This window comes from Streptomyces deserti (genome assembly GCF_054782695.1).
In genome coordinates this window covers 38,833-58,560 of sequence record NZ_BAAGRZ010000033.1, presented here as the reverse complement: position 1 = coordinate 58,560, position 19,728 = coordinate 38,833, and the positions used below count along the sequence as shown (strand labels likewise).

At 68.7% G+C, this 19,728-nt stretch carries 18 protein-coding genes; 5 read left to right on the top strand and 13 right to left on the bottom strand.

The genetic code is table 11. The annotated features are described in order from the left end of the window. Positions 1-170 precede the first annotated feature (170 nt). Positions 171-2,861, bottom strand: coding sequence for a hypothetical protein (locus ACYVMZ_RS33840; protein WP_461086588.1), 2,691 nt, complete (start codon positions 2,859-2,861; stop codon positions 171-173). A 209-nt stretch (positions 2,862-3,070) separates the two neighbouring features. Here ACYVMZ_RS33840 and ACYVMZ_RS33835 point away from each other — a divergent pair, with 209 nt between their 5' ends. Further along, a complete protein-coding gene (locus ACYVMZ_RS33835; RefSeq protein WP_461086586.1) occupies positions 3,071-3,199 on the top strand; it encodes a hypothetical protein in 129 nt (42 codons plus the stop codon). 227 nt (positions 3,200-3,426) lie between these two features. Here the strand turns inward: ACYVMZ_RS33835 and ACYVMZ_RS33830 are convergent, their stop codons facing one another. The 7 genes from ACYVMZ_RS33830 to ACYVMZ_RS33800 form a co-directional block, all read right to left on the bottom strand. Beyond that, a complete protein-coding gene (locus tag ACYVMZ_RS33830) occupies positions 3,427-3,840 on the bottom strand; it encodes a DUF4352 domain-containing protein (RefSeq protein WP_461086584.1) in 414 nt (137 codons plus the stop codon). After that, positions 3,818-4,006 carry a hypothetical protein gene (locus tag ACYVMZ_RS33825; RefSeq protein WP_461086582.1) on the bottom strand — a complete coding sequence of 63 codons (189 nt, stop codon included), beginning with the start codon at positions 4,004-4,006 and terminating at the stop codon, positions 3,818-3,820. Before ACYVMZ_RS33825 ends, ACYVMZ_RS33830 begins: the two co-directional genes overlap by 23 nt. A gap of 227 nt (positions 4,007-4,233) precedes the next feature. Next, entirely contained in the window at positions 4,234-4,488 is a 255-nt protein-coding gene (locus tag ACYVMZ_RS33820; protein WP_461086580.1) for a hypothetical protein, read from the bottom strand. A 67-nt stretch (positions 4,489-4,555) separates the two neighbouring features. Further along, positions 4,556-5,188: a hypothetical protein gene (locus tag ACYVMZ_RS33815; RefSeq protein ID WP_461086578.1), complete on the bottom strand. Its 633-nt coding sequence runs from the start codon at positions 5,186-5,188 to the stop codon at positions 4,556-4,558. Positions 5,189-5,648: 460 nt separating this feature from the next. After that, positions 5,649-6,050, bottom strand: coding sequence for a DUF6527 family protein (locus ACYVMZ_RS33810; protein WP_461086576.1), 402 nt, complete (start codon positions 6,048-6,050; stop codon positions 5,649-5,651). Beyond that, positions 6,047-7,228, bottom strand: coding sequence for a ThiF family adenylyltransferase (locus tag ACYVMZ_RS33805; RefSeq protein ID WP_461086574.1), 1,182 nt, complete (start codon positions 7,226-7,228; stop codon positions 6,047-6,049). The genes ACYVMZ_RS33810 and ACYVMZ_RS33805 overlap by 4 nt, the downstream gene beginning before the upstream one ends. Further along, entirely contained in the window at positions 7,203-7,478 is a 276-nt protein-coding gene (locus ACYVMZ_RS33800; protein ID WP_461086572.1) for a multiubiquitin domain-containing protein, read from the bottom strand. The genes ACYVMZ_RS33805 and ACYVMZ_RS33800 overlap by 26 nt, the downstream gene beginning before the upstream one ends. Positions 7,479-7,608: 130 nt before the next feature. Here ACYVMZ_RS33800 and ACYVMZ_RS33795 point away from each other — a divergent pair, with 130 nt between their 5' ends. Both ACYVMZ_RS33795 and ACYVMZ_RS33790 read left to right on the top strand, forming a co-directional pair. Then, on the top strand, positions 7,609-8,457 hold the full coding sequence (locus tag ACYVMZ_RS33795) for a hypothetical protein (RefSeq protein ID WP_461086570.1): 849 nt from the start codon (positions 7,609-7,611) through the stop codon (positions 8,455-8,457). A gap of 24 nt (positions 8,458-8,481) precedes the next feature. Further along, positions 8,482-9,036, top strand: coding sequence for an STAS-like domain-containing protein (locus tag ACYVMZ_RS33790; RefSeq protein ID WP_461086568.1), 555 nt, complete (start codon positions 8,482-8,484; stop codon positions 9,034-9,036). Positions 9,037-9,092: 56 nt separating this feature from the next. Here ACYVMZ_RS33790 and ACYVMZ_RS33785 read toward each other — a convergent pair whose 3' ends face one another. The 5 genes from ACYVMZ_RS33785 to ACYVMZ_RS33765 all read right to left on the bottom strand — a co-directional run bounded on the left by ACYVMZ_RS33785 (position 9,093) and on the right by ACYVMZ_RS33765 (position 17,015). Further along, entirely contained in the window at positions 9,093-12,491 is a 3,399-nt protein-coding gene (locus ACYVMZ_RS33785; protein ID WP_461086566.1) for a Helicase associated domain protein, read from the bottom strand. Positions 12,492-12,506: 15 nt separating this feature from the next. Beyond that, a complete protein-coding gene (locus ACYVMZ_RS33780) occupies positions 12,507-13,565 on the bottom strand; it encodes a TniB family NTP-binding protein (protein ID WP_461086564.1) in 1,059 nt (352 codons plus the stop codon). Beyond that, positions 13,559-15,688: a transposase family protein gene (locus ACYVMZ_RS33775; RefSeq protein ID WP_461086562.1), complete on the bottom strand. Its 2,130-nt coding sequence runs from the start codon at positions 15,686-15,688 to the stop codon at positions 13,559-13,561. The genes ACYVMZ_RS33780 and ACYVMZ_RS33775 overlap by 7 nt, the downstream gene beginning before the upstream one ends. Before the next feature lie 29 nt (positions 15,689-15,717). Then, entirely contained in the window at positions 15,718-16,395 is a 678-nt protein-coding gene (locus ACYVMZ_RS33770; protein WP_461086607.1) for a TnsA-like heteromeric transposase endonuclease subunit, read from the bottom strand. Between the two features lie 272 nt (positions 16,396-16,667). Then, complete coding sequence (locus ACYVMZ_RS33765) at positions 16,668-17,015, bottom strand: hypothetical protein (protein WP_461086560.1); 348 nt, start codon at positions 17,013-17,015, stop codon at positions 16,668-16,670. A gap of 151 nt (positions 17,016-17,166) precedes the next feature. Here ACYVMZ_RS33765 and ACYVMZ_RS33760 point away from each other — a divergent pair, with 151 nt between their 5' ends. Both ACYVMZ_RS33760 and ACYVMZ_RS33755 read left to right on the top strand, forming a co-directional pair. Then, complete coding sequence (locus tag ACYVMZ_RS33760; protein ID WP_461086558.1) at positions 17,167-18,084, top strand: abortive infection family protein; 918 nt, start codon at positions 17,167-17,169, stop codon at positions 18,082-18,084. Positions 18,085-18,121: 37 nt separating this feature from the next. After that, entirely contained in the window at positions 18,122-19,060 is a 939-nt protein-coding gene (locus tag ACYVMZ_RS33755; RefSeq protein ID WP_461086556.1) for an abortive infection family protein, read from the top strand. The last annotated feature ends 668 nt before the right edge of the window (positions 19,061-19,728 follow it).

Sequence of the window (19,728 nt, the reverse complement as noted above, 5' to 3'; positions counted from 1 at the left end):
AAGTCGCGAGCTCACCGCCGGTCGCTGGGTGCCGGGCAGCACGAGTCGGCAATACGGGGTTTGCGGTGCATGGTCCGCCCAGGGGACGCCGAAGAACCGGCCTGTCGTCTCATCGGCCGTCTGAGGCAGGCCTGCACCGGGCGGGTTTATGGCCCGCACAGTGCTTCGCTCTACTGTGCGGCGAGTCTTTCGACGATGCGCCGCTGGTGCAGGATGTCGTAGGCCTGGTCGGGGGTGACTTCGTAGTGGGCGAGGCTGTCGAGTTCGGCGCGGGCGGCGGGGATGTCTCCGAGATAGGCCAGGACGACGGCGCGCTGGGAGCGCAGCCCGATCATGTCCTCGGGTAGGTTGAAGTCCTCGGCCACGGGGATGAGTTGGTGGTCTATCAGGTCCAGGGCTGTGCGGGTCTCGTCGGCTTGCATCAGGGACTCGACGACGTCCTGGCCCAGGTCGATGGCGGAGCGCCAGGCGGCGGTGAACAGGTACAGCTTCATCGCGGGGAACGCCATCGGGCCGTAGTCGAGGCCAAGCTGGCGGCAGGACTTGACGAACAGGGCGAAGCAATCGGCGAGGCGCTTGTAGTCGTCGGGGGATTCGCCGGCCTCGCAGGCCTCCTGCAACGCGGCGGTGTTGCCGAAGAAGTCGCTGCTCTTCACGCCAAGGTGACGGCGGTAGGCGTCGGCGAGCTCCATCGCGGCCTTGCCCGCGTCCTGGTAGGCGTCGGCGAGGAACAGGCTCTGCGCGTAGGCGTAGCGCAGGGCTCGTTCGTGGGACGAGGGGACGGGGATCCCGGAGAACGCGGTGCGGAAGGCTGAGGTGAGGGCGTCGACGTCACCAGCGTGCCCGTAGAGAGAGAACTGCCGGGCGGCCAGCAGGACCTTCTCCCGCGGGCCGATCTGGTCGCCGGTCTCGGCGAGGGCCTCCATGGCGTGCACGTGCCGTGCGTAGGTGTCCCAGTCGTCGTCCCCGTAGGCCCAGTTGGCCAGTGCGTTGTGGGCCTCCAGCCGGCTGACGGCGTCGCGGTGGGGGTCATGGGCCACCTCGGCGATCACGGTGCGAAGCTCGCGGGGGTAGCCGTCCTCGAAGAAGCCTTCCTGGTTGGTGAGTTCGAGGACGATGTCGATCTGTCCAGTATCGGCCAGCAGGCGCATCCACCGGGCCAGCCGGGCAAGCCCCCGGCATCCCTCCAGGAGGCCGACCAGGGCTTGTCTGACGGCGTCGGTGGTCTGCGCGGGCAGGTCCTCGGCTGCCTGGGCGGCCAGGGAGCGGATCGCGTCGTGAAGTTGGCAGTGACCGTCGACAAAGGTTTGCGACAGGCCCCGGCCGGCGAGTTCACGTACGGCCCGGGCCGCGGCAGGCCCGGTGCTCCCGGCGGCCGCGGCCAGTTGCTGGAGTTCGGCTGCGGTCAGGGCGACCTCCGCGATCGACAGCAGGCCGGCGATGGTGCGTGCCGATGCGGACAGCTGCTCGAAGACCTGCGCCAGGATCACTTCCTGGGTGGTGGGGATGAGATGGGTCTGGGTCTGTACGGCGTCGCAGAAGGCGGCCCCGTCGCCATCGTGCATGGTGCGCACCAGGTATGCGGAGTTGACGACGAACAGGGGCAGGCCGGCCGTCAGTGTCAGGACGCGCCGGGCGGTGGGGTAGTCCAGGGTGCAGCCTTCGGCGGCGAAGACAGCGGCCACGGTGTCGGTGTCCCAGCCGGACAGCGACTCGATGGTGATGCCCAGATGCGTGGCGAGCGGGATCTGTTCCGGCCGGGGGTGGCCCAGCAGCGTGATCCGGGCTGTCGGCAGGGCCTGGACGAGCAGCCGCACGTCGTCCGCCGGGAGGTCGTGCATGTTGTCGATGACGACCGCGAGGGCTGTGCTGGCGTGGGCCAAGCGGCTGTGTACGGCTCGCAGGACGTCGATGCCGGCGCCGTTCGGCAGAGTGACGGCATCGGGCCCGCTCAGGTACCGGGCGGCGATCTCCCGGGCCAGTGCACCAGGCACCGTCTCAGGCGGCATCCGGCCTGCGTCGAAGTAGGTGACCGGCAGCGGGCACCGGGCGGCGGCGTGCGCCGCCCAGGTCGTCTTGCCCGCCCCGGACAAGCCCGTCACCAGCCGCACGCCCTGCTCGCCCGTCAGCTCCAACTCGCCGCCGTGCGGCCAGTAGATATCGGGAACCCGGGGGAAGGCCTGCAGTTCCTCGACGAACTGCTCGAACAGGGCGGGCAGTTCAGCCGTATGAAAGGCGTGCCCGTGGGCCCCGGTGCTCGCGTACTGCACACGGGCGGCCAGCTTCAACACCAGCGTCTGCGCGCCCAGGGACCCGAACGGGACCTGTGCGGCCTGCTCGGTGCACCACTCGAAGACACCATCAAGATCCGCAGCAGCGGGCGGCAGCCATGTCGCCTGCGGATCCAAACGGCCCGGCCACAGCAGCGACACGTCCGTCGGCCAGTCCGTCTGCCCGATCCTGCGCAGCAGATCGGGGCCCGGGGCGGTGTTGCTGACCACGACCAGCTTCGGGGCGCCGGGGCGCCGCCCCGCCGTGTGTTGGGCGCGTATGTCGGCGAACTGCCCAACCGATCCCTTGACGTCACCCCACGTCAGACTGCCTTGACGGGTCTTGACCTGCAGGTAGAGGCGCCGATCCGAGAACGCGACCTCCACGTCCTCGTCCATCTCCATCAGCAGTGTCTGCGCACCGGCCTCACGCAGCCGCAACAGGCAGCCGACGGCGTACAGGTTCTGGTAGGTGAATCCGCGGTGCAGGGAGGTGATCCGCCGCAACTGCGCCGTATCGAGTGGGGCGGCCGGCTGTGTCACGCTGTTTTGGGTGTTGTCGTCGGCCGGTGGCCGCTCCTCGTCGTGCACACCGCCAGGGTATCCGCTCCTGCCTAAGCCGCAGCGCAGGCGTATGCCCTGAGCGGGGCTGCGTGAGGCGCCCGTCTGGCGTAGCAGCAGACTTTCTCGCGGTGGGCTGACAGGCGGCTTACCTCAGCCGTAGGGACAGCGTTCAGCCCAGGGGGCAGGGGCCGAAGGGACCGGGATTTCAGAAAGCGACGGCGAGTGACGCAAGAGCGATGCCGAGGTGGGCGGTCGTACCTGTCGAGCTGCTCGTCAGCCACGGCCCGAAGGGGCTACGACGCGTGCCGACGGTCGACCTGGGCGAGTTCGGCCAGCTTTGCGACACCTTCGCGCACACCGCCTAGGGCCGGAGACGGGGCCGTAGGGACGCCTCCGACTGCGAGGGCTTCACGACGCCGAGTTCGTTGAGTCCGGCTCGAACACCCTCGTCTGCGACGACTGGTCGCAGAGCATCAGCAGGGCGCAGCGGACAGTGTGACGAGGGGTGCCGGGCCCCGACCCTGTGGGCGATCGAGGCCGCGTCCTGCCGCGCACCAGCCCTGCGTCCGTCATGGCTGTGCCGGAGTCCTCCTCATCCTGTCTTCGAGAGCGTCCATTCGGTGGGCTCGCCGCTGCCCGGTTGGTACACGAGGCGCTCCGGCTTCTTGCCGCTTGGCACGGGGAAGGCGACGAGGCCGCGGGCACACCGCCCGGACGTAAGAGTCTTGTCCATCGGATACTCCGGCTTCGGCATGTCACCGCCTGAGGAGCCGGTCACCTTGATGGTGGTTCCGTCCTCGTAGGCCAGCGACCACGGGAACTGGTCGACACTGAAGCTGGCGCCCTCGACGTTGCAGACCTTCACGTCGGCGGTCGCCCAGATGTCGCCGCCCTGAAAGTCCTCGGGCTTCGCGGGCTGGGGGCCCTTGTAGGGCTGCTGATAGGCGAGCGCCTGGACGGTGGCATGGATGTCGTTCTCGGCGTCAACGATTGGTCTTCGTGGCACCCATCTTGAGGACGCTGGTGTCTGTCGTTGATGTGCTGTCGGTGCTCGGCGACGCGGTGACGGTCTGCGTGACGGTGACGCGGATGGTCTTCGGTTCGCCGCTGCCTCCGCAGGCGGTGGCACTCGCGCTGATCAGCAAGACGGCGGCGATGGTGATGGCGCGCATGGTTCCCCCTGGTCGTGCATGTCGAGGTGGGCATCATGCGCGTCGTGGGGTGTGAACGTGGTCGGTGTGTCCGTGTTGTGATCCAATGGGGTGGCCTCACGTGTATCGCTGCCGTGAGGGCTGGCCGGGGGCGTATCTCGCGCGCCGACGTGAACACCGCGCGCAACTGCTCCTCAACTCGGGCCCTAGAGGAGGCGCCGCAGCCACGGTTGCGCCCGCGGGCGGCCCTACTCCAGGCGAGCCTGGCCAGAACCCGTTCCAGGGCTTTCCCTGCGGGCTTCGTGAGCGGCGACGGCGGGTTCATGGTCGAGCCAGTACTGGCACACGGTCCAGCGGATGCGAGGACTGCCCGCATCGCGGAGGACGACCTCGGCGACGAGGTCGCGGGCGCAGCTTCTTCTTCCGTGTGCGCTGCATACGGTGCCCTCGCGCTGCGGCTGCGGGGCATCCCACCGCACGATCTGCATGATGTGCGACTTCATGCCCGACACCGTAGCCGGGAACCGGGCCCCGCCGTGCCGGACGGCCACCCCGCCTGCGCCCGGGCCATCATGGGCCGGGCGCAGGGTCGTTGTAGGCCGCCTCGATCGCACCGGCATTGATCAGCGCGGTCCGCAGCTGCTCGTGCTCGGCTGTGCCCTGCGCAGTGCTCTGGGCAAAGAGCCGGGCCGCATGCCGCTGGATCTCCTGCCAGTGGAAGGAGTCCACGTCAACGCCGAGCATGGCCGCGGCGATTAGCAGGGCATCGGCCGAGTCGGGGTGGCGCGCGGCCCGTTCGGCGATCGCGTCAGGCGCCTCCAGATCCGGCTGGCGGGCCACGGTGCGGGCGGTCAACTCCAGCCAGGCGGCATCGTCGAGGTGGTCGGCGTAGGCGAACCGGCCCGCGCCGGACAGAGCAGCGGGCTCCAGTGGTGCCTCGAGCGCGGAGCGCCACAGCGCTGCCGCGCGCTCGGACCACGGGCTCGACTCACCGCAGCCAATCACGGCCTGGGCGAGGTGGGACAGCAGCTCGGAGACCGCCTGCAATCCGCCGTCCTGAGCGGCGAGCTCTGCCAGTAGGGCCGGGGCGGGGCCCAGCACCTGGGAGCCGTCGAGGAACGACAAGATGATCTTGCCGAGGATGGGGGCGTTGTCCGGGCCGGCCGCCGCCTGCAGTAGCGCCGTACGGTCCAGGCGCGCCAAGACGCCGGCGTGCGGCCGTCGCTGACGCAGCCAGGCCGCGGCGGGCCGCCAGGGGGCGTCGAGTGAGTAGAGCGGCTCTGCGTGCTCCTCGACCCACGCCCCATCGACGTCTGCCAGCTGGTCCAGACCCAGGCCGATGACGGCCAGGGCCTGATCGTCAGGCTCGTCCGCCAGCAGGCGGGTGTCGCCGTTCGCTTTGTTTGATCGGTTCGTGGGTCGTTGAGCTGGGCTGATCAGTTGGCTGGTGGGCCTCGTTTGTGCTGGGTCCTGTGTCGGCCTGTGGGGTAGAGCTTGCGGTGGCGTTGTTGGGCTATGGCTCTGGCCTGGGGGCCTGTTGTGAAGAGTCAACCCTTTGGCTGTGGTTGATCAGGTGTCTGGCTGGGTGCTCATGTTCGCTGGGCGGCTGTTGTAGTGATACCAGGGAGCTGAGAGGGGTGAAGGTGTCTGGCGGGCAGCGTCGTTAGCCGGAGCTGCGCCGGTGTTTGAAGAGCCGGTGTATCTGCTGAAGGACGCGGCTGGCGAGGGAGGGATGCTCTGGCGCCGGGCGTTGCTGTGCGGTCCTGTTGGCGGTGATTTTCTCGGCTGTCCAGCGGGGGGCCCAGTGGGCGGTGTTTCGGCGGATCCAGTAGTGGGACTGGCAGGGGTAGCTCCAGTTCCCGATCGACGGGTTGAGGCTGATGGCTTCGCCGTCGAAGGTGAGTTGCCAGTCGGAGGGGCTGAGAGGTGTGACGGTCCTGTGGCCGCAGCCGCAGCAGCACTGGTGCACCACGGTGGCGTAGGGCAGGGAGACGTACAGGACGCCGGGGGCGATGTGCTCGGGGATGTAGTCGACGAACTCGTGCGTCAGATGGACGGGTCTCACGGGGTGTCCTCGTTGGAGAGGGTGTTGCCGTCGATCTGGTACACGCAGTGGAATTCGTGCTCCAGGTCCAGGTAGATCCCGCAGAGCTTCTTCCATTTGATGACGGCCAGGGTGGCGTTGAGCGCGTTCAGGTCGGCGATCTGGATGTTGCGCTGGTAGTCGTTTGGCCCTCCGGTGTCTGCGAGGGGGATGCGCTGGTGATCGTGCACGTGCTGGCGCTGTTCGGGGGTACTGGTGGTGACCCGGACCAGTCCGGACAACTGCCCGTCGGCCTCGTAGACACCCATACCGACGTCGATGAACGCCACATGGGCCTGTTCAAGCAGTTCGACGAGGAGCTGCCGGGCGCTGCTGCTGTCCACCGCGAGGAAGACGAAGTCCATGGTGCGCAGGCTGTCGGCGTTCGACTCGTCCAGGCAGACGGGGTGGGCGGTGATGCCGCGCCGCATCCGGCCGTAGACGGCGGCAAAGTGCTCGGCCTTGTTCGGGGCCTGCGACAGGTCCTCGCGGGAGGCTGCTCCGGGGGAGCGGAAGGCATTGTGCTGCAGGAACTTGTCGCCGTCGTAGAGGTGTATTTCCTGGACGGGGGTCTTGGCAACCAGGTCGAGGAGATAGCTGCCGGTACCGCCCAGGCCCACGATCGCGATCTTGAGGCCCTCGAAGCGGCGGGAGATGCCCCCGATGCCGGCCCGGCTGGAGGCGGTGTCCGCGTAGTGGAAGACGGACTCCTCGCCGTGGTCGTCGACGACGGGGAAGGTCTGCGCGGTCGCCGTTGGGTCCAGGACCTGTGCCTGAGAGGCCAGGATCGTGGCGTACGTGGTCATCTTCTCGTAGTAGTCCCGGTAGCCGCACGCCGGTTTGCTGGAGAAGGTGAAGTCGATGTCGATCCCCGCACCCGGAGTCTGCCGGGTGCGGTCGTTGATGATGGCTTCAAGCGGCCGCCCTTGATGGTCGCAGGGCTCTGCGCCGCTGAACATGACCACGTGGGTCTCCGGCAGCACGGTCACGTCCCCGGCCAGGGAGAGCTGCGAGACCAGGACGCCATAGTGGATGGTGCGCTGGCTGTCCACGTAGGGGACGTGGTGCATCAGCAGCAGGCCGGACCGCACCTCGATCGCATAGCCGTCGTCCTGGAGCCGCCTGAGGTCCGGGCTACGACTTATCAGTTGCGGTGACATTGAAGATCGTCCTGTTCTTGATCTCTACGCTGCTGCCGGCGGTGAGGGTGCCGTGGTCCGGCTTTTGGTCGGCGTGGCGGAAGGTGATGGTGAAGAAGACGTACGGGCCAGTGGGGACCGGGTCGAAGGCCAGAGCCACGATCTCCTCGAACGTGAGCGTGGCTGTGTGCACGGTCCGCTCCTGGCCATTGACGATGATCTTGTAGCTGCGGGGGTGTCCGGGCGCTGCTGGGGTATCGGGGCGACTCACGATCAACTCCTATCCCTACGGTTTCACTGAAGGCAGTGAAACCGTAGCACGGGTTAGTGGAGTGCGGCACCGACACGCCCAAACGGGTGACTTCTCGTGCGCAGCGCAACTCCTGGCATGCTGGTCAGCCGTGCTACTGGAACTCGCCGGACGACACCCGCTGCTGCGCAACCAACTCGCCGCCCGAAACGCCGTGCACAACCGACTCGTCGTCGATGCGCGCCGCCTGATCTTCGCGAGCCCTCTCGATCTCACTGCCGCAGCAGCCACCACGCACACCTACGCTGCCGCGGGCGCGGACGCCACCCTGGTCCTGCCGGACTCCCCGGACGTCACCGCCTACATGCAGCGGATGGACCTGCTCCAGGCGCTGCCGCCTGGAGCCCATGTCGAGGGCGATCTCCCCGGCGAGACCCGCAGTGACCGCTCCACCACCCTGCTCGAGGTCGCCGCGCTGCGCCCGGACACCGCCGGCGACATCAGTCAGAGGATTGGGCACGTGGCCACGCATCATCTCGGTGCCCGACATGGGCGCCGGGTTTTCCAAGGCGTCGGTGAACTCATCGACAACGCCATCAGCCACGGCGTCAGCACTTGCGGAGCTTTCATCGCCGCCCAGGCCTACAGCGGCAGGACCACCGGCTTTCGACGCCTGGAGATAGCCATCTGCGATACCGGCATCGGAGTCCTCGACCACCTGCGCCGCAACCCTGCACATTCCGGCATTTCCAGCAGCGCCGAGGCTCTCGAGCGCGCTGTGCTCCCCGGGGTCAGCGGCACTCCGGACGTACGGGGTAACGGTCTGCCCGATCTGCTGAATGGCACCAGCGACACCGCTGCCACCCGGCTTGTCCTGCGCAGCGGCAACGGCCTGCTACGTGCAGGCCGGCTCCGGGACGCCTCAGTCACCTACAGCATCAATACCTCGGTCCCCGTCCATGGGACGTGGTCCTGGCTGAGAGTCTCGTATCGCGCCTGACCGAGCTGTGCTTCAATGAATTAAATGAAACCGCAGAAACGTGAAACGTTGCTCACCTACACCGTGAAAGAGCACGGCCCGTTTCTTGCCACCAGGGCCGTCGGGGATGAGGCTCGCCGAACCCTGGAAGAGCAACTACGCGCCGCCGCTCCCGTCGCCATGCTGACCATCGACTTCGGTGGTGTTGAAGCCATGACCAACAGCTTCGTGGACGAGTTCCTCGGTAAGCTGTACCTCCTTCTGGCTGCGGGAGATCTCCGTACCGATGGCGTCCGGCTGACCGGGCTGAATGAGGAAACCCGGGACGCCATCACAGTCTGCCTAGAGCGGCGCAAACAGATCGCCGTCGACGGCGACACCCACATGCTGCTCGGTGACGCAGCGGTCTTGGCCGACACCTACGCTCAGGCCCGGCAACTGGGTCAGTTTCGGGCAGCGCGGCTCGCAGAAGCACTCGGCATCTCACTGCCCAACGCAAACAACCGGCTCAAACGGCTGTTGGAGGCGGGTGCCTTGCACCGCGAACGAGCCGCAGGGCCGGAGCGAGGTGGGAAAGAATTCAGCTACCGGCTGCCCTGAATCGCCTTGGCCGCAGCCTCACCTGGTAGGGCGGGAGAGAAACGCAAGCTGGCCCTTCACCTGCCAAGGCCAGGCGTTCGTCGAAACCCGTGCCCGCTTGCTGGGTGGCTGTTGTAGCGGTGCAGGGGTGTGGGGCTGTGGATGCCGATGGTGCCCAGGAGGTGTTGTTGGTGGGGGTGGAGCTGGTTCCAGGTGTGTTGTTGGGTGCGGATCCATTTGGTGGTCTGGTTGGGGAAGGCTAGGCCGGCGCTGTGGTGGGTGTGGGCTTGGTGCCAGCTGTGGTTCCAGGTGGCGCGCCATGGTGGGTTCCACCACGGGTCGAGGGCGGCGAGTTGCGGGTCGTGGGGCCAGGGCCGGCCGGTTCGTTTCACATGTGCGTGGGCGGCTCGGCGTTGTTTGTACAGCCACCATCCCAGCGGGAAGCCGTCGTGTTCGGTGCGGTAGCCGGCTGAGGTGAGGTTGCCGTGCTGGGCGGCCCACGCTTGGGCGTAGGGCAGGCCGGCTGCGAAGGCGGAAGGCGGGTTCTTCAGCCGCGGGCGGGCCGGGCGGGCTGGTTGGGGAGGTTTCGGTGGTGTCGCCAGCGCGCGGGCCCGTTCGCTGGTGAGACCGATCTCGGCGAGCTGCTGTTGCTGCTCGGGGTGGAGGCTGTCGTAGCTGGAGCACTGGGTGAACAGCCATTTCGCTGTGTCGGCTGGGAGCGCGTCGAGGTCGGCCGTGGTGGCCAGGGAGCGGCCGGTGGTATGCGTGCAGGCGGTGAGGTAGGCCTGGTGCCAGCGCAGTCCTCCCGCCGGGTTCCAGTGAGGATCGATGGCTTCCAGGGCTTTGATGCGGTCGGTGGGCAGTTTTCCTCGGCTGGCGCGGCGGCGTTGCGTGCGCAGCCAGGTGCCGAGGCGGTAGCCGTCGTGGCGGGCGGGTTCGGGGACGGCGAGGTTGCCGTGCTCCTCGGTCCAGGCGCGGGCGTGGGCGAGGCCGGCGGCGAAGGAGGCGGCTTGGGTTTTGCGGCGGGGTAGGGCGGTGCGGGCGCCTTCCGCGGTGAGGCCAAGGTCTGCGAGGAGGTGCTGCTGGCGGGGGTGGAGCTCGTCATAGACGGCGCACTGGTTGTAGAGCCACTGTCCGGTCCAGTCGGGTGTGCCAGGGAAGCCCTCCTCGGGGGCGAGGTTTTGGCCGGAGGTGAGCTGTGTGCGGGCGGCCTGGTAGCGGCGTTGCCATTTCATGCCCCAGGGCGGGTTCCAGTACGGGTCGATGCGGGCGAGGTGTTCCTCGTGCGGCCAGGGGGTGTCGAAGAGTTCGCGGTGGAGGCTGGCCTGGTGGCGTTGTTGGGCCAGCCAGCGGCCGAGGGGGAAGCCGCCGTGCTGAGCGGTGCGGGGAAGGTCGAGGCTTGCGTGCTCGGCCGCCCAGGTGCGGGCGTAGTACAGGCCGGTCTCCATGACCGGGTGCTGGGTGGCCGGGTTGGGCTGGGCGGTGCCCGCGACGGGTTCGGTGAGGCCGAGGCGGGCCAGGAGGTGCTGTTGGCCGGGCTGGAGGGCGGTGTAGTTGACGCATTGGGCGTACAGCCACTGCCCGGTGCGGTCGTCGAAGTTGCGGAACCCGGCTTCGGGGTCGAGGAGGGTGCCCGCGGTGACGGCGGCGTGGGCGTTGTGGTGCTCGCGTTGCCATTTCATGCCCCAGGGCGGGTTCCACCAGGAGTCGATGTCGGTCAGTGCCTGGTTCAGTGCGGGGTCGAGTTGGCCGCGCCTGGCGCGCACTCGTTGGCTGTGCAGCCATTTGCCGATGGTGAAGCCGTCCTGGCGCGCGGAGGTGGGGGCGCACAAGTGGCCGTGTTTGTTTCCGTAGGCGCGGGCGTGGTCGAGGGCGGTGCGCCGGGCTGCCTTGAGGTCCCGGCGCCGGGGCATGGCGTCGCGGGCGCGTTCCGGTGTGATGCCGAGGTCGGCGAGGAGACGCTGTTGTCCGGGGTGGAGGCTGCTGTAGCTGGTGCACTGCTCGTAGAGCCAGGTGCCGAGGTTCTCCGTTATGCCGGGGAAGCCGTGTTCGGGTGTGAGCAGTTGCCCGGCCTTCACCAGTGCTTTGGCGCGGTGGTAGATGCGCTGCCACCACAGGTTCCAGGGCGGGTTCCACCACGGGTCGAGGGCGTCGAGGGCGGCGGCGCGTTCGGGAGCGAGTTCGGGGCCTGCGGCGCGCTGGTTGGCGAGCCAGAGGCCGATGGCGAAGCCTTCCATCTGCACTGTGTTGGGCGCGCACAGGTGGCTGTGCTCGGCGGCGTAGGTACGGGCATGGCGCAGCCCGCGCGCGAACCCCCGGGCTGCGTCTTCGGCGCTGTCTGGGAGCGACGTGGGCTTGGGCTGTGCGGGTGTCTCGCCCCGGTCGCTGCTTTCGGCCAGGAGCTGGGAAACCGGGGTGGGCCGGTGGGGTGGGGAGATGCGCCACATGCTCCGCGTGTTCGGTTTGTGTCCGGCTTGGCTGCGGACGCAGGCGCGCACCCAGGCGTTCAGCGGCCCTGTCGTGACCGCAGCGAGGCGGTCGGCGATCCATGGCCGCTCAAGACGCCGGGCCAGTTCGTCGACGAGGCCGGGGACATCGGCGAGCGAGTGCGGTTGATGCCGGCCCGCCTCGTCGAGCAGCTGCCGCTGGACACCCGCATCGGCCAGGGCCACCGCCAGTGCGACGGCTTCCGGATAGGTCACCGCATCTCGCGCCGCTACGCGCCAGGCGAGGCCGCTGCCCATGGCCATCGACCGCAGCCGGTCGGGCCAGATGGTCTCTTCCGGCCAGGCCTCGTCCCACCACGACGCTGTAACCGCCTGCGCCACAGCGAACGCTTCGCCGGCGTGTGGGCTGCGCCGCAGCAGCCGTGCATGACGGTGCTGGGCCGTTGCGATCTGCGGCACATGCCGCACGTCCAGCTGCCCGGGGCCGGCCGTCGCTCCGTCGACGACGGGGGCTTCGAGCATCCAGCACTGGTGTTTGACGCATACCCGTGCGTGCGGCAGGAGGTAGCGGCGTGCTTGTTCCCGGCCTCGTGTGGCGGTCGCGGTGCAGGCCTGGCAGCCGGGGCCGGTCGGCGGGATCGTGGCTGCGGTGCGGACCCAGGCGGCCGGACCGCTTCCCAGTCTGCTCGAGGGAACCTCCCGGCCCCAGGCGGGAAGGGCATGGCACAGGTGTTCTTCGGGCATGCGGCAGAAGGCGGCGACCACCGTCCGGGCCTCGGTGTTGAAGACGACTTCGCCGTCGGGCCGCACGGTGAAGAGGTTGGGACGCCGTCCCACGTCCACGAGTGCGCCGATGAGTTCTTTGGCCGTGAGCCGGTAGTGGGAGGCGACTCGGCTCATGTAGGACAGCGTCGTCTCACCGTGCAGCGGCGCTACCCGCACCGCGCCCAAAGCCCCTGCGTGCCCGGAGAGTTCGGGCTGCTCGCGCTGTAGTGGCTGCGCCTGCCGCCCGCTGGTGGTCTTCGTCACCGCCGCTCCAACCTGTCAGGATCCCGCGTTGTGGCTGCGCGGGCGCGGGATGCGTTTTCGGGGCGGGCGGGCTTGCTGTTCCGCGCGGATGTCGAGCTGGATGCCGGCCAGGAGCTTCTTGGTGATCTTCTCGCTGCCGTCGAGCAGGGTGGTCAGGGCGGCTTCGCGGATGAGGTGGGAGAGGCTGCCCATGACGCCGCCGGTGCGCTGGTGGAGGTAGTCGGCGTGCCGCGCCAGGGTGTGCGGGGTGTGGTGGCGCAGGCGCAGGGCTTGTTCCATGTCGGTGACCAGAGCGCGCCAGATCTCGCGCTGCTCTTCGGTGGCGCAGGGCAGCGCGGTGTTGCGGATCAGGGTGAAGCGGCCGGCGAGCTGGGCGCCGCGCGGCCCGGTCAGCAGGGGAGAGGCTTCGACGTCGACGCCGGCGTAGACGAAGGTGGCGGGGATGCGCTCGCCGAGGTGTTTCATCTGGTCGGAGGTTTCCGCGCCGGACCGGGTGCGGGTGTCGAGCAGGTGGACGTCGTCCACGAGGACCAGCTTCGTCTCCAGGAGGCACAGCAGGTGGCAGACGGCGTCGGTGATCTGTGCCTGGTTCATGCGGGCCGCGATGGGGATGCCGAGGAACCGGGCGAATTCGCTGACCAGCATCTTGGGTGTGGAGGCCGGTGGCACGGCCAGGAAGACCACGGGCAGGCGGTCCGTGCGGCCGGGGTGCCGGCGCTGCTCGGCGAGTTCGAAGGTGCGGCCCATTTCCAGCAGGGTGGTGGTCTTGCCGGTGGTGGGCGGTCCGGAGACGATCAGGCCACGGCGTGCGGTGCCCTGCTGGCGGCGGTTGAGGAGCATCAGGCGCCGTAGCGACCCGGAGATGCGTTCCATGGCCGGGGTGGTCAGCACCACGAACCGGGAGTGGTAGTCCAGCCGTTCCTCCAGCGACCAGTCCTCGTCCGCGGCCGGATGGGGCTGCAGCGGGCCAGTGGCGACGAACTGCTGCCAGCCGTCCCGCGTGGTCGGCGGCGCGTACGCCGCGGCCCTCGCTCCGTCGTGAAGGGTGCTGTCGGCAGGGGCGTCTGTCACCACTGTGCTGCTTCCTGGTAGGCGTCATAGATCCGGGACGGGCGCTGAACTTGAGCGGGGGAGTCCGGCCGTTCGTCTCCAGCAGGCTCATCGGCGTCAGCGGGGCCGGGCAGGTCGTCGTCCTCGTCCCAGCCGTCCTCGAACCCTGTCTCGCCTTGCTGATCCTCTTCTTCCAGCGGCGTGAAGGCACCCACCAGGCCGTAGGAGAGGGTCGGAGCCGCCACAAGGTCCGGGACCGCCTGCGGCACGGCCGGTCGGGCCAGGGACGCTGCGGCGCTGGCGCGCGCCGCCACCGTCTGCTCGCGGCGAGTCCCGGCACCGTTGCTCGCACGCCGCAGGAGGCGGTCCAGGGCCTGGGCGAGCTGCCGCTCGTGCTCGACGCGGTCGCAGCGGCGCTCGACTGCGGCACGGACGTGCTGCCAGGTGAAGTCGGTGAAGGGCAGGCTGACACAGCCGCGGTGGATCCACGGCACCTCTTCCCACCCGGTGGGCAGCCGCACCCAGATCTGATTGGGGTCGTAGGGGTTGTGGTGCACCTCCCATCTGCCGTCCGGTGCACCCGACGGGTCCCCGCGATGCGGATTGAGGACCTTGTGGTCGTAGGTGCGGTAGTCGAAGCGGATGCCGTAGTCGTTGATGGCCACCCGCTTGATGGGCATGAGCTCGATGTAGTCGTCCGCGCTCAGCGGCACCGGGATATAGCCGGTGACTCCCACGAGCGCGCCCCACATCTCGTTCGGCGACAAGGCGAGCTTCGGCGCCAGCGGATGGCGCAGCGACGCGTGCGGGCGGTGCTGCCAGTCGGTGACCAGCCACTCATCCAGCAGGTCCTGCACCTGCGCAAGCGTCCAGCACGCCTCGTCCTCAACGCGCGTGCCGCGCCGGGTGACATCCGAGCCGCTGTAGCCGGCCACGTACTGGGAGAACCGGTCCCCGATGGTGCGGAACGTCCGCTCGACATGGCCCTTGGCCGGGCCGTTGGCCGGCGGCGCCGGCTGAACGGACACCCCCAGGCTCTCGCACGCGGCAATGAAGGAATGAGAAACAAACACCGCACCTTGGTCGACCACCACCGTCTCCGGCATGATCACCGGCCGGGCCGCTGCTCCTTCCAGCCGCGCATCCAACGACACCAGCCGCTCATAAGGGATGACCGACCGGGACATCGCCAGCGCCGTCTCCCACCCCGGGCGCATCCGCATGGGCGTGACCATCTGCGCCAACAGCACCGCCGCATCCACCGACCTTGTGCCCACCGGACGCACCACCGCGGCACAGATACTGCGCGTTGCCACGTCCAACGCGATCGATAACTCGACCGACCCCGTCACCCCGTCGGCGAGTACCACCAGCACATCAAGCGGCGTACTGTCCAGCATCACCAGCTCACCCGGCCGCAGCGCCACGGTCGGGGTGAAGGGAGGGGCCGGCCGCGACGTGCGCCGCCGCTGCTGCGCCGCCGACCCCAGCAGTCCATGGCCGTCGGCGAGCGCGTGCACCAGTCGGTTGAACGTCGTCACCGGCGGCACCTCCACAACGCCCGGACCATAGGTTTCCTCCAGAACCCACCCGACCATGCGCCGCAGCCGGCTCAGCGTGCCATTGGAGCGTTCCCGCTGCGCCTCCAGCACCTGAGTGATCGCAGCGACCACACGCTCATCGGCCCGTCCCACCACAGAACGCCTACGCGCCGTGCGCTGGTCGACCAGCCCCCACAGCCCCTTCTCGCGGTAACGGGCCCGCATCCGACGCACGGTCACCGCGCTCGTCGGCTGCCCCGCCGCGGTCAACTCCGCTGCCTTGGCCTCCTCCCGTTCCGCCACAGTCCGCTGCGCCGGATCGAACTCCGCCCGCGGCACACCGCCCTGTCCCGGCGCAGGGAGGCCGGTCTCCACCTCGCGCACGTGCCGCTCCCAGGCCTCAGCACGCTCGCGTGCCTGCACAGGCAGTTCCTCCAAGAGCCCGAACGGAGGCACCCGGCGGCGGGCCGCTCCGACGAGTTCGAAGTCAGGAGCAGCGAACAGATAGCTCACCAGCACCGTTGCCGTGGCTTTGTCCGAGTCGACCAGCCGTACACGGGCCCCTTCGAGCATCACCACCGTCCAGGAGCGGCCATCGAACCGCACCTGGCTCCCCACCTCGAGTACTGCCGCCGTCACGCAGACGCCCACTCGCCCGGTCCTGCTGTCACGGTCACCCGTTCATGCAAGGGCTCGTTCAGCGGGGCTGACAGCGCCCCAGTCCATAGGGCATGGAAGAGGGCCGGGAGAACCCTGATGGTGTCCCCGAGGTCACGTGCCCCTTCGATCAGCGGCCGAGGACGGGCAAAGACCCGCATCGCCCCTTCCCTGAGCGCGGTGTCCCGGTAGCGAGGGTGCCGGTATCCCGACAGCCAGCCCAGGTTGGCGGCGACAACCGGTTCGGGAGGCGAGGCGACCCTGTACTGCCACCCCACCGCCCGTGCCGCCGCTGCCATGACGTCAGCACGGTGTGCGAGCCGGGGAGAGATCTCCCCTCGTCCGGCACAGTCGAGCAGCAGACCGCCGCCATCGCTGAACCGTGCCATCAGATGCGGCACATGCGACACCCCGGTCCCCTCAGATCCCCGCCAGGACAGCTCCACAGGGCGGCATGCCATCGCCGTGACCGAAGGATCACGGTCCAGCAGCAGCACCTGGGTGCGCATGACACCTGACCCGTAGTGCACCAGCCGCCCGGTCGTTGCCGACCACCACCAGCCCGGCGCGAAACGACGGCCAGATCGCAGGGGAAACGGACGTACCGGACCGCAGTCCTCCAGACGAACGACACGAGCGGCCTCGCTCCATGGCATCCGCTGTTCTCCACCGTACGGATCCAGGAACCGGGCGCTGTACGAACCTGGATCAGCGACCGCCGGGTGCGCCGAGGAGCCTTGCTGCCACATGCACCTTCAACCGATGAGCATCCCATCAGGTAATGGCCACGTGGCGGCCTGCTCCCTCACACGCATTCCAAGCCCTGCTCAGCGAACGCGTGCCGGCGGATCTGACGGCACGGGGCAGCCGCCTGCTGGGGGACTGGTCCAACACCAACGCCGGTGATTCGAGCGGTCGCCGCGTACGGCTATCGTCCACCAGGACGTCCCCGGTGGGAACACGCCGCCGCGTCGATGTGCAGCAGGGAGCGCGTCATGGTGCGGGACGGCGCGGACAGCTCCAGGGCGCGCTGCTGGCTCTCGTTCGGGCGGCGGGTGTCTGCGAGCGTGGTGAAGGCGTGGCTGAGGCGGACGTGGTGCTTCTGCTCGCTGTACGTCAGCCACGTGTCTGACCGCTCGCCCTCGGGGAGCCGCTCCATGAGGGCACCGGCGAGTGCGGCGTGGGCCTGCTCGGTCTGTTGGTGACCTGCGGCCTGGCGGGCCTGGTCGGCGAGGCCGGCCCCCGCCCTCGGGGCGCCGTAGTTGAGCGGCACCATGGCCTCCCGGGCAAGCCCAAGGCATCTGGGCAAGCCCGCGTTGTTGGTTGGCTGCAATGTCTGGCGTGCCCGGAACCTGGTGACGGCAGGAGCAGATCCGAAAGGTAAAAATGCCAGGCTGCTCCAAACACCGGACCCGTAATCTGCCTATATGGCTGCTGATCGTGAACTGCTCTCCCGGTCCGCTCGCAATGCTGTCCGCGGACTGATGAGCGGTCTCGTGGCAGGGGCGATCCGCGAGTACTGGGAGAACGAGCATTTCGCTGCAGACCCCGACTTCGTACCTGGCGAGGGCGGGGTCCGAAAGCAACTCTTCGACGCCTACGCTGCCTCCGTTGATTGGTCCGACGAAGACCATGTCACCCGAGCCCTGCGGGTGTTTGAAAGCATGCTGCGCCGCCTCGACCGGGAGAGCCGAAAGTACGGTGAAGACGGACTGCCTGCCGACACGGTGATGGAGCTGCGGGAAGCGTTCGCTCGGGACGGCTGCCGCCTGGACGACGAGCTGCGCCTGCACACGGCGCGCGTTGCCCGCCTGACTGTCCACGTCGACGCGCTGACGGAGGCATCGGGCATCCATGCCGAACTGGAGCGGGTCCGCAGGTTCGGTGCCGAGTATCCCGACGATGCGATCGGCGCCGCCAAGCAGCTCATCGAGGCCACTGCCAAGCTCGTACTGCTCAAGCAGAACCTTCCGGTGGACGAACGCCAGGACCTGCCTGCGTTGATCAAGCAGGCGCAGCAGGCCCTTCACCTCCACCCCGCGGCCGTGCCCACGACCCGCACTGGCAGCAGCCCGGACAACGCCGACAGCGTCAAGCGCATCCTGGGAGCACTGACTTCGGCTGCCATCGGCGTCGCCGAACTGCGCAACCGGTACGGGACCGGCCACGGACGGTTGGCCGCACCCACAGGGCTCGGACCCCGGCATGCCCGCTTTGCCGTCGGCACCGCCGCCACCTGGTGCGAGCTGATGCTCGACACCCTTGCCGACCCCAACGCCCCCTGGCGCAAGGCGGCCCCGGCAACAATTCCGCCTGCCGGGAACGCACCCGCAGCCTCAGCCTGAGCCGCGCGAGTCGAACTTCTCACAGGAAGGGCAGCCGGTGGCACCACAGCAGCTCACCGTCGTAACCCGCCAGCGCCTTATCGACCTCCTGGTCGTCGAGAAGATCTGGTGGTGGGGCGCTCTGGATGAAGTGAGGTTCCTGGAGCGCCTGTATGACCTGGACGCCCTCGAAGGTGATGGCTACCGGCGTCTCACGGCCAGAGAAGACATCTGGCAGCACTGCATCAACAACGACGACTGGCCGCCGGAATGGGTGTTCACGGACTCCCGGTTTGGCCTCAGCGGAGACTCTCCACAGCCGCTCTTAGACTTCCTCGCCGAAATGCTTCACCCCGTGGTACGGCGTGACCCGGTCGAGGTGCAGCGTCTGGCCGAAAGACTCAACGAGATCTTGATCAAAGACGGATTCGAGCTTTACCCGACCGAGTACATCAGCGGGCTGCCGGTCTACGCAGGCGGCCCCCGGGCGTCCTTCCACGGCGGCCGGCCGGACTTGAAGTTCGAATCACGACCGCTCCTGACCGACCCTCGAGTACTACACGAACATCAGGAGCGCATCAGGGCCGGCCTGGAACGCGACCCGGCCGCGGCGATCGCTTCATGCAAAGAGCTCGTCGAAAGCCTGTGCAAGATCATCTTGGAGCGTCAAGGCATCGAGTTCCCGCCCGGGGAAGACCTGCCACCGTTGTTCAAGCGCGTCACGACGCTGCTGGGCCTGAACGCCGACGCCGTGGCCGACCACGCCAAGGCCAGTGCCACGGTGGTCAAGATCTTGCGCACACTGACGACGACGGTGCAAGGCCTGGCCGAACTGCGCAACCAACTCGGACTCGGTCACGGGCGCACCGCACCAAGTCCAGCACTGACCCGCCATGCTCGGCTGGCACTGAACAGCACCGTGACCGTGACGGAGTTCGTGCTCGACACCTGGCAGGACCGCATCGATCGAGGGAAACTCCCACCCCTCCCTCAGTAACTTCGCCTCAGCGAGGTCCCAGGGCGTCGTAGGGCCCTCCGGAATCATGCTGCCGTGCACCGGCTGGGAAGACGCCCGAGGCCCGCGAAGACGGCCGGGCTGATGAGTTGTCACCGTTCGGGCAGCTTGCGGCGGAGACCGCCCCCGCCGCGCCACCTTGGCCCACCGGCGCTGCGCCGCGACCACCTCCGGGGCGCCGTGCAGATCGAGGTGCTCCAGAACCTGGTCGGCGTCCGCGTCCAGCAGCCACCGCCGGTGCCGGACGCACACTCGCTCCCATCGCGGCGCGTACCGCACCACCCGCACGACGTCCCCGTGCGGCGGGCCGCGCACAGGCGGCAGCCGAACGCCACCGGCCCGGCGACCGCGCCCCCGGGTCCGCCACGCCGCCGCCGACACCCCGTTCCTTCCGGCCGACAGCTTGGCGTCCTCCTGTGGCCTGCCAGGACCTGGCGTCCGGCTGCCTTCAGCAGCACCTCGGCGTCGGCCCGCGCGCCCCCGCCGTCGTGCCCAGGCGGGTAGTTGCGCCACTGCCAACACGACCGCAACACCTTCGCTTCCATCCGGTAAGGGCTCGCGATGCGACAGATCAGTGACGAGGTCGTCTCCCTCGGCAGGGGAGCGGTCCGCAGCAGGCCGGGGTGATGGGTCACTCCACCACGGTCTCG

Coding starts and splice junctions, on each gene's coding strand:
- ACYVMZ_RS33835 (WP_461086586.1), top strand. CDS start 3,071: ATGCCGAGGTGGGCGGTCGTACCTGTCGAGCTGCTCGTCAGCCACGGC.
- ACYVMZ_RS33825 (WP_461086582.1), bottom strand. CDS start 4,006: ATGCGCGCCATCACCATCGCCGCCGTCTTGCTGATCAGCGCGAGTGCC.
- ACYVMZ_RS33820 (WP_461086580.1), bottom strand. CDS start 4,488: ATGAAGTCGCACATCATGCAGATCGTGCGGTGGGATGCCCCGCAGCCG.
- ACYVMZ_RS33805 (WP_461086574.1), bottom strand. CDS start 7,228: ATGTCACCGCAACTGATAAGTCGTAGCCCGGACCTCAGGCGGCTCCAG.
- ACYVMZ_RS33790 (WP_461086568.1), top strand. CDS start 8,482: ATGAAACCGCAGAAACGTGAAACGTTGCTCACCTACACCGTGAAAGAG.
- ACYVMZ_RS33770 (WP_461086607.1), bottom strand. CDS start 16,395: ATGCCATGGAGCGAGGCCGCTCGTGTCGTTCGTCTGGAGGACTGCGGT.
- ACYVMZ_RS33765 (WP_461086560.1), bottom strand. CDS start 17,015: ATGGTGCCGCTCAACTACGGCGCCCCGAGGGCGGGGGCCGGCCTCGCC.
- ACYVMZ_RS33760 (WP_461086558.1), top strand. CDS start 17,167: ATGGCTGCTGATCGTGAACTGCTCTCCCGGTCCGCTCGCAATGCTGTC.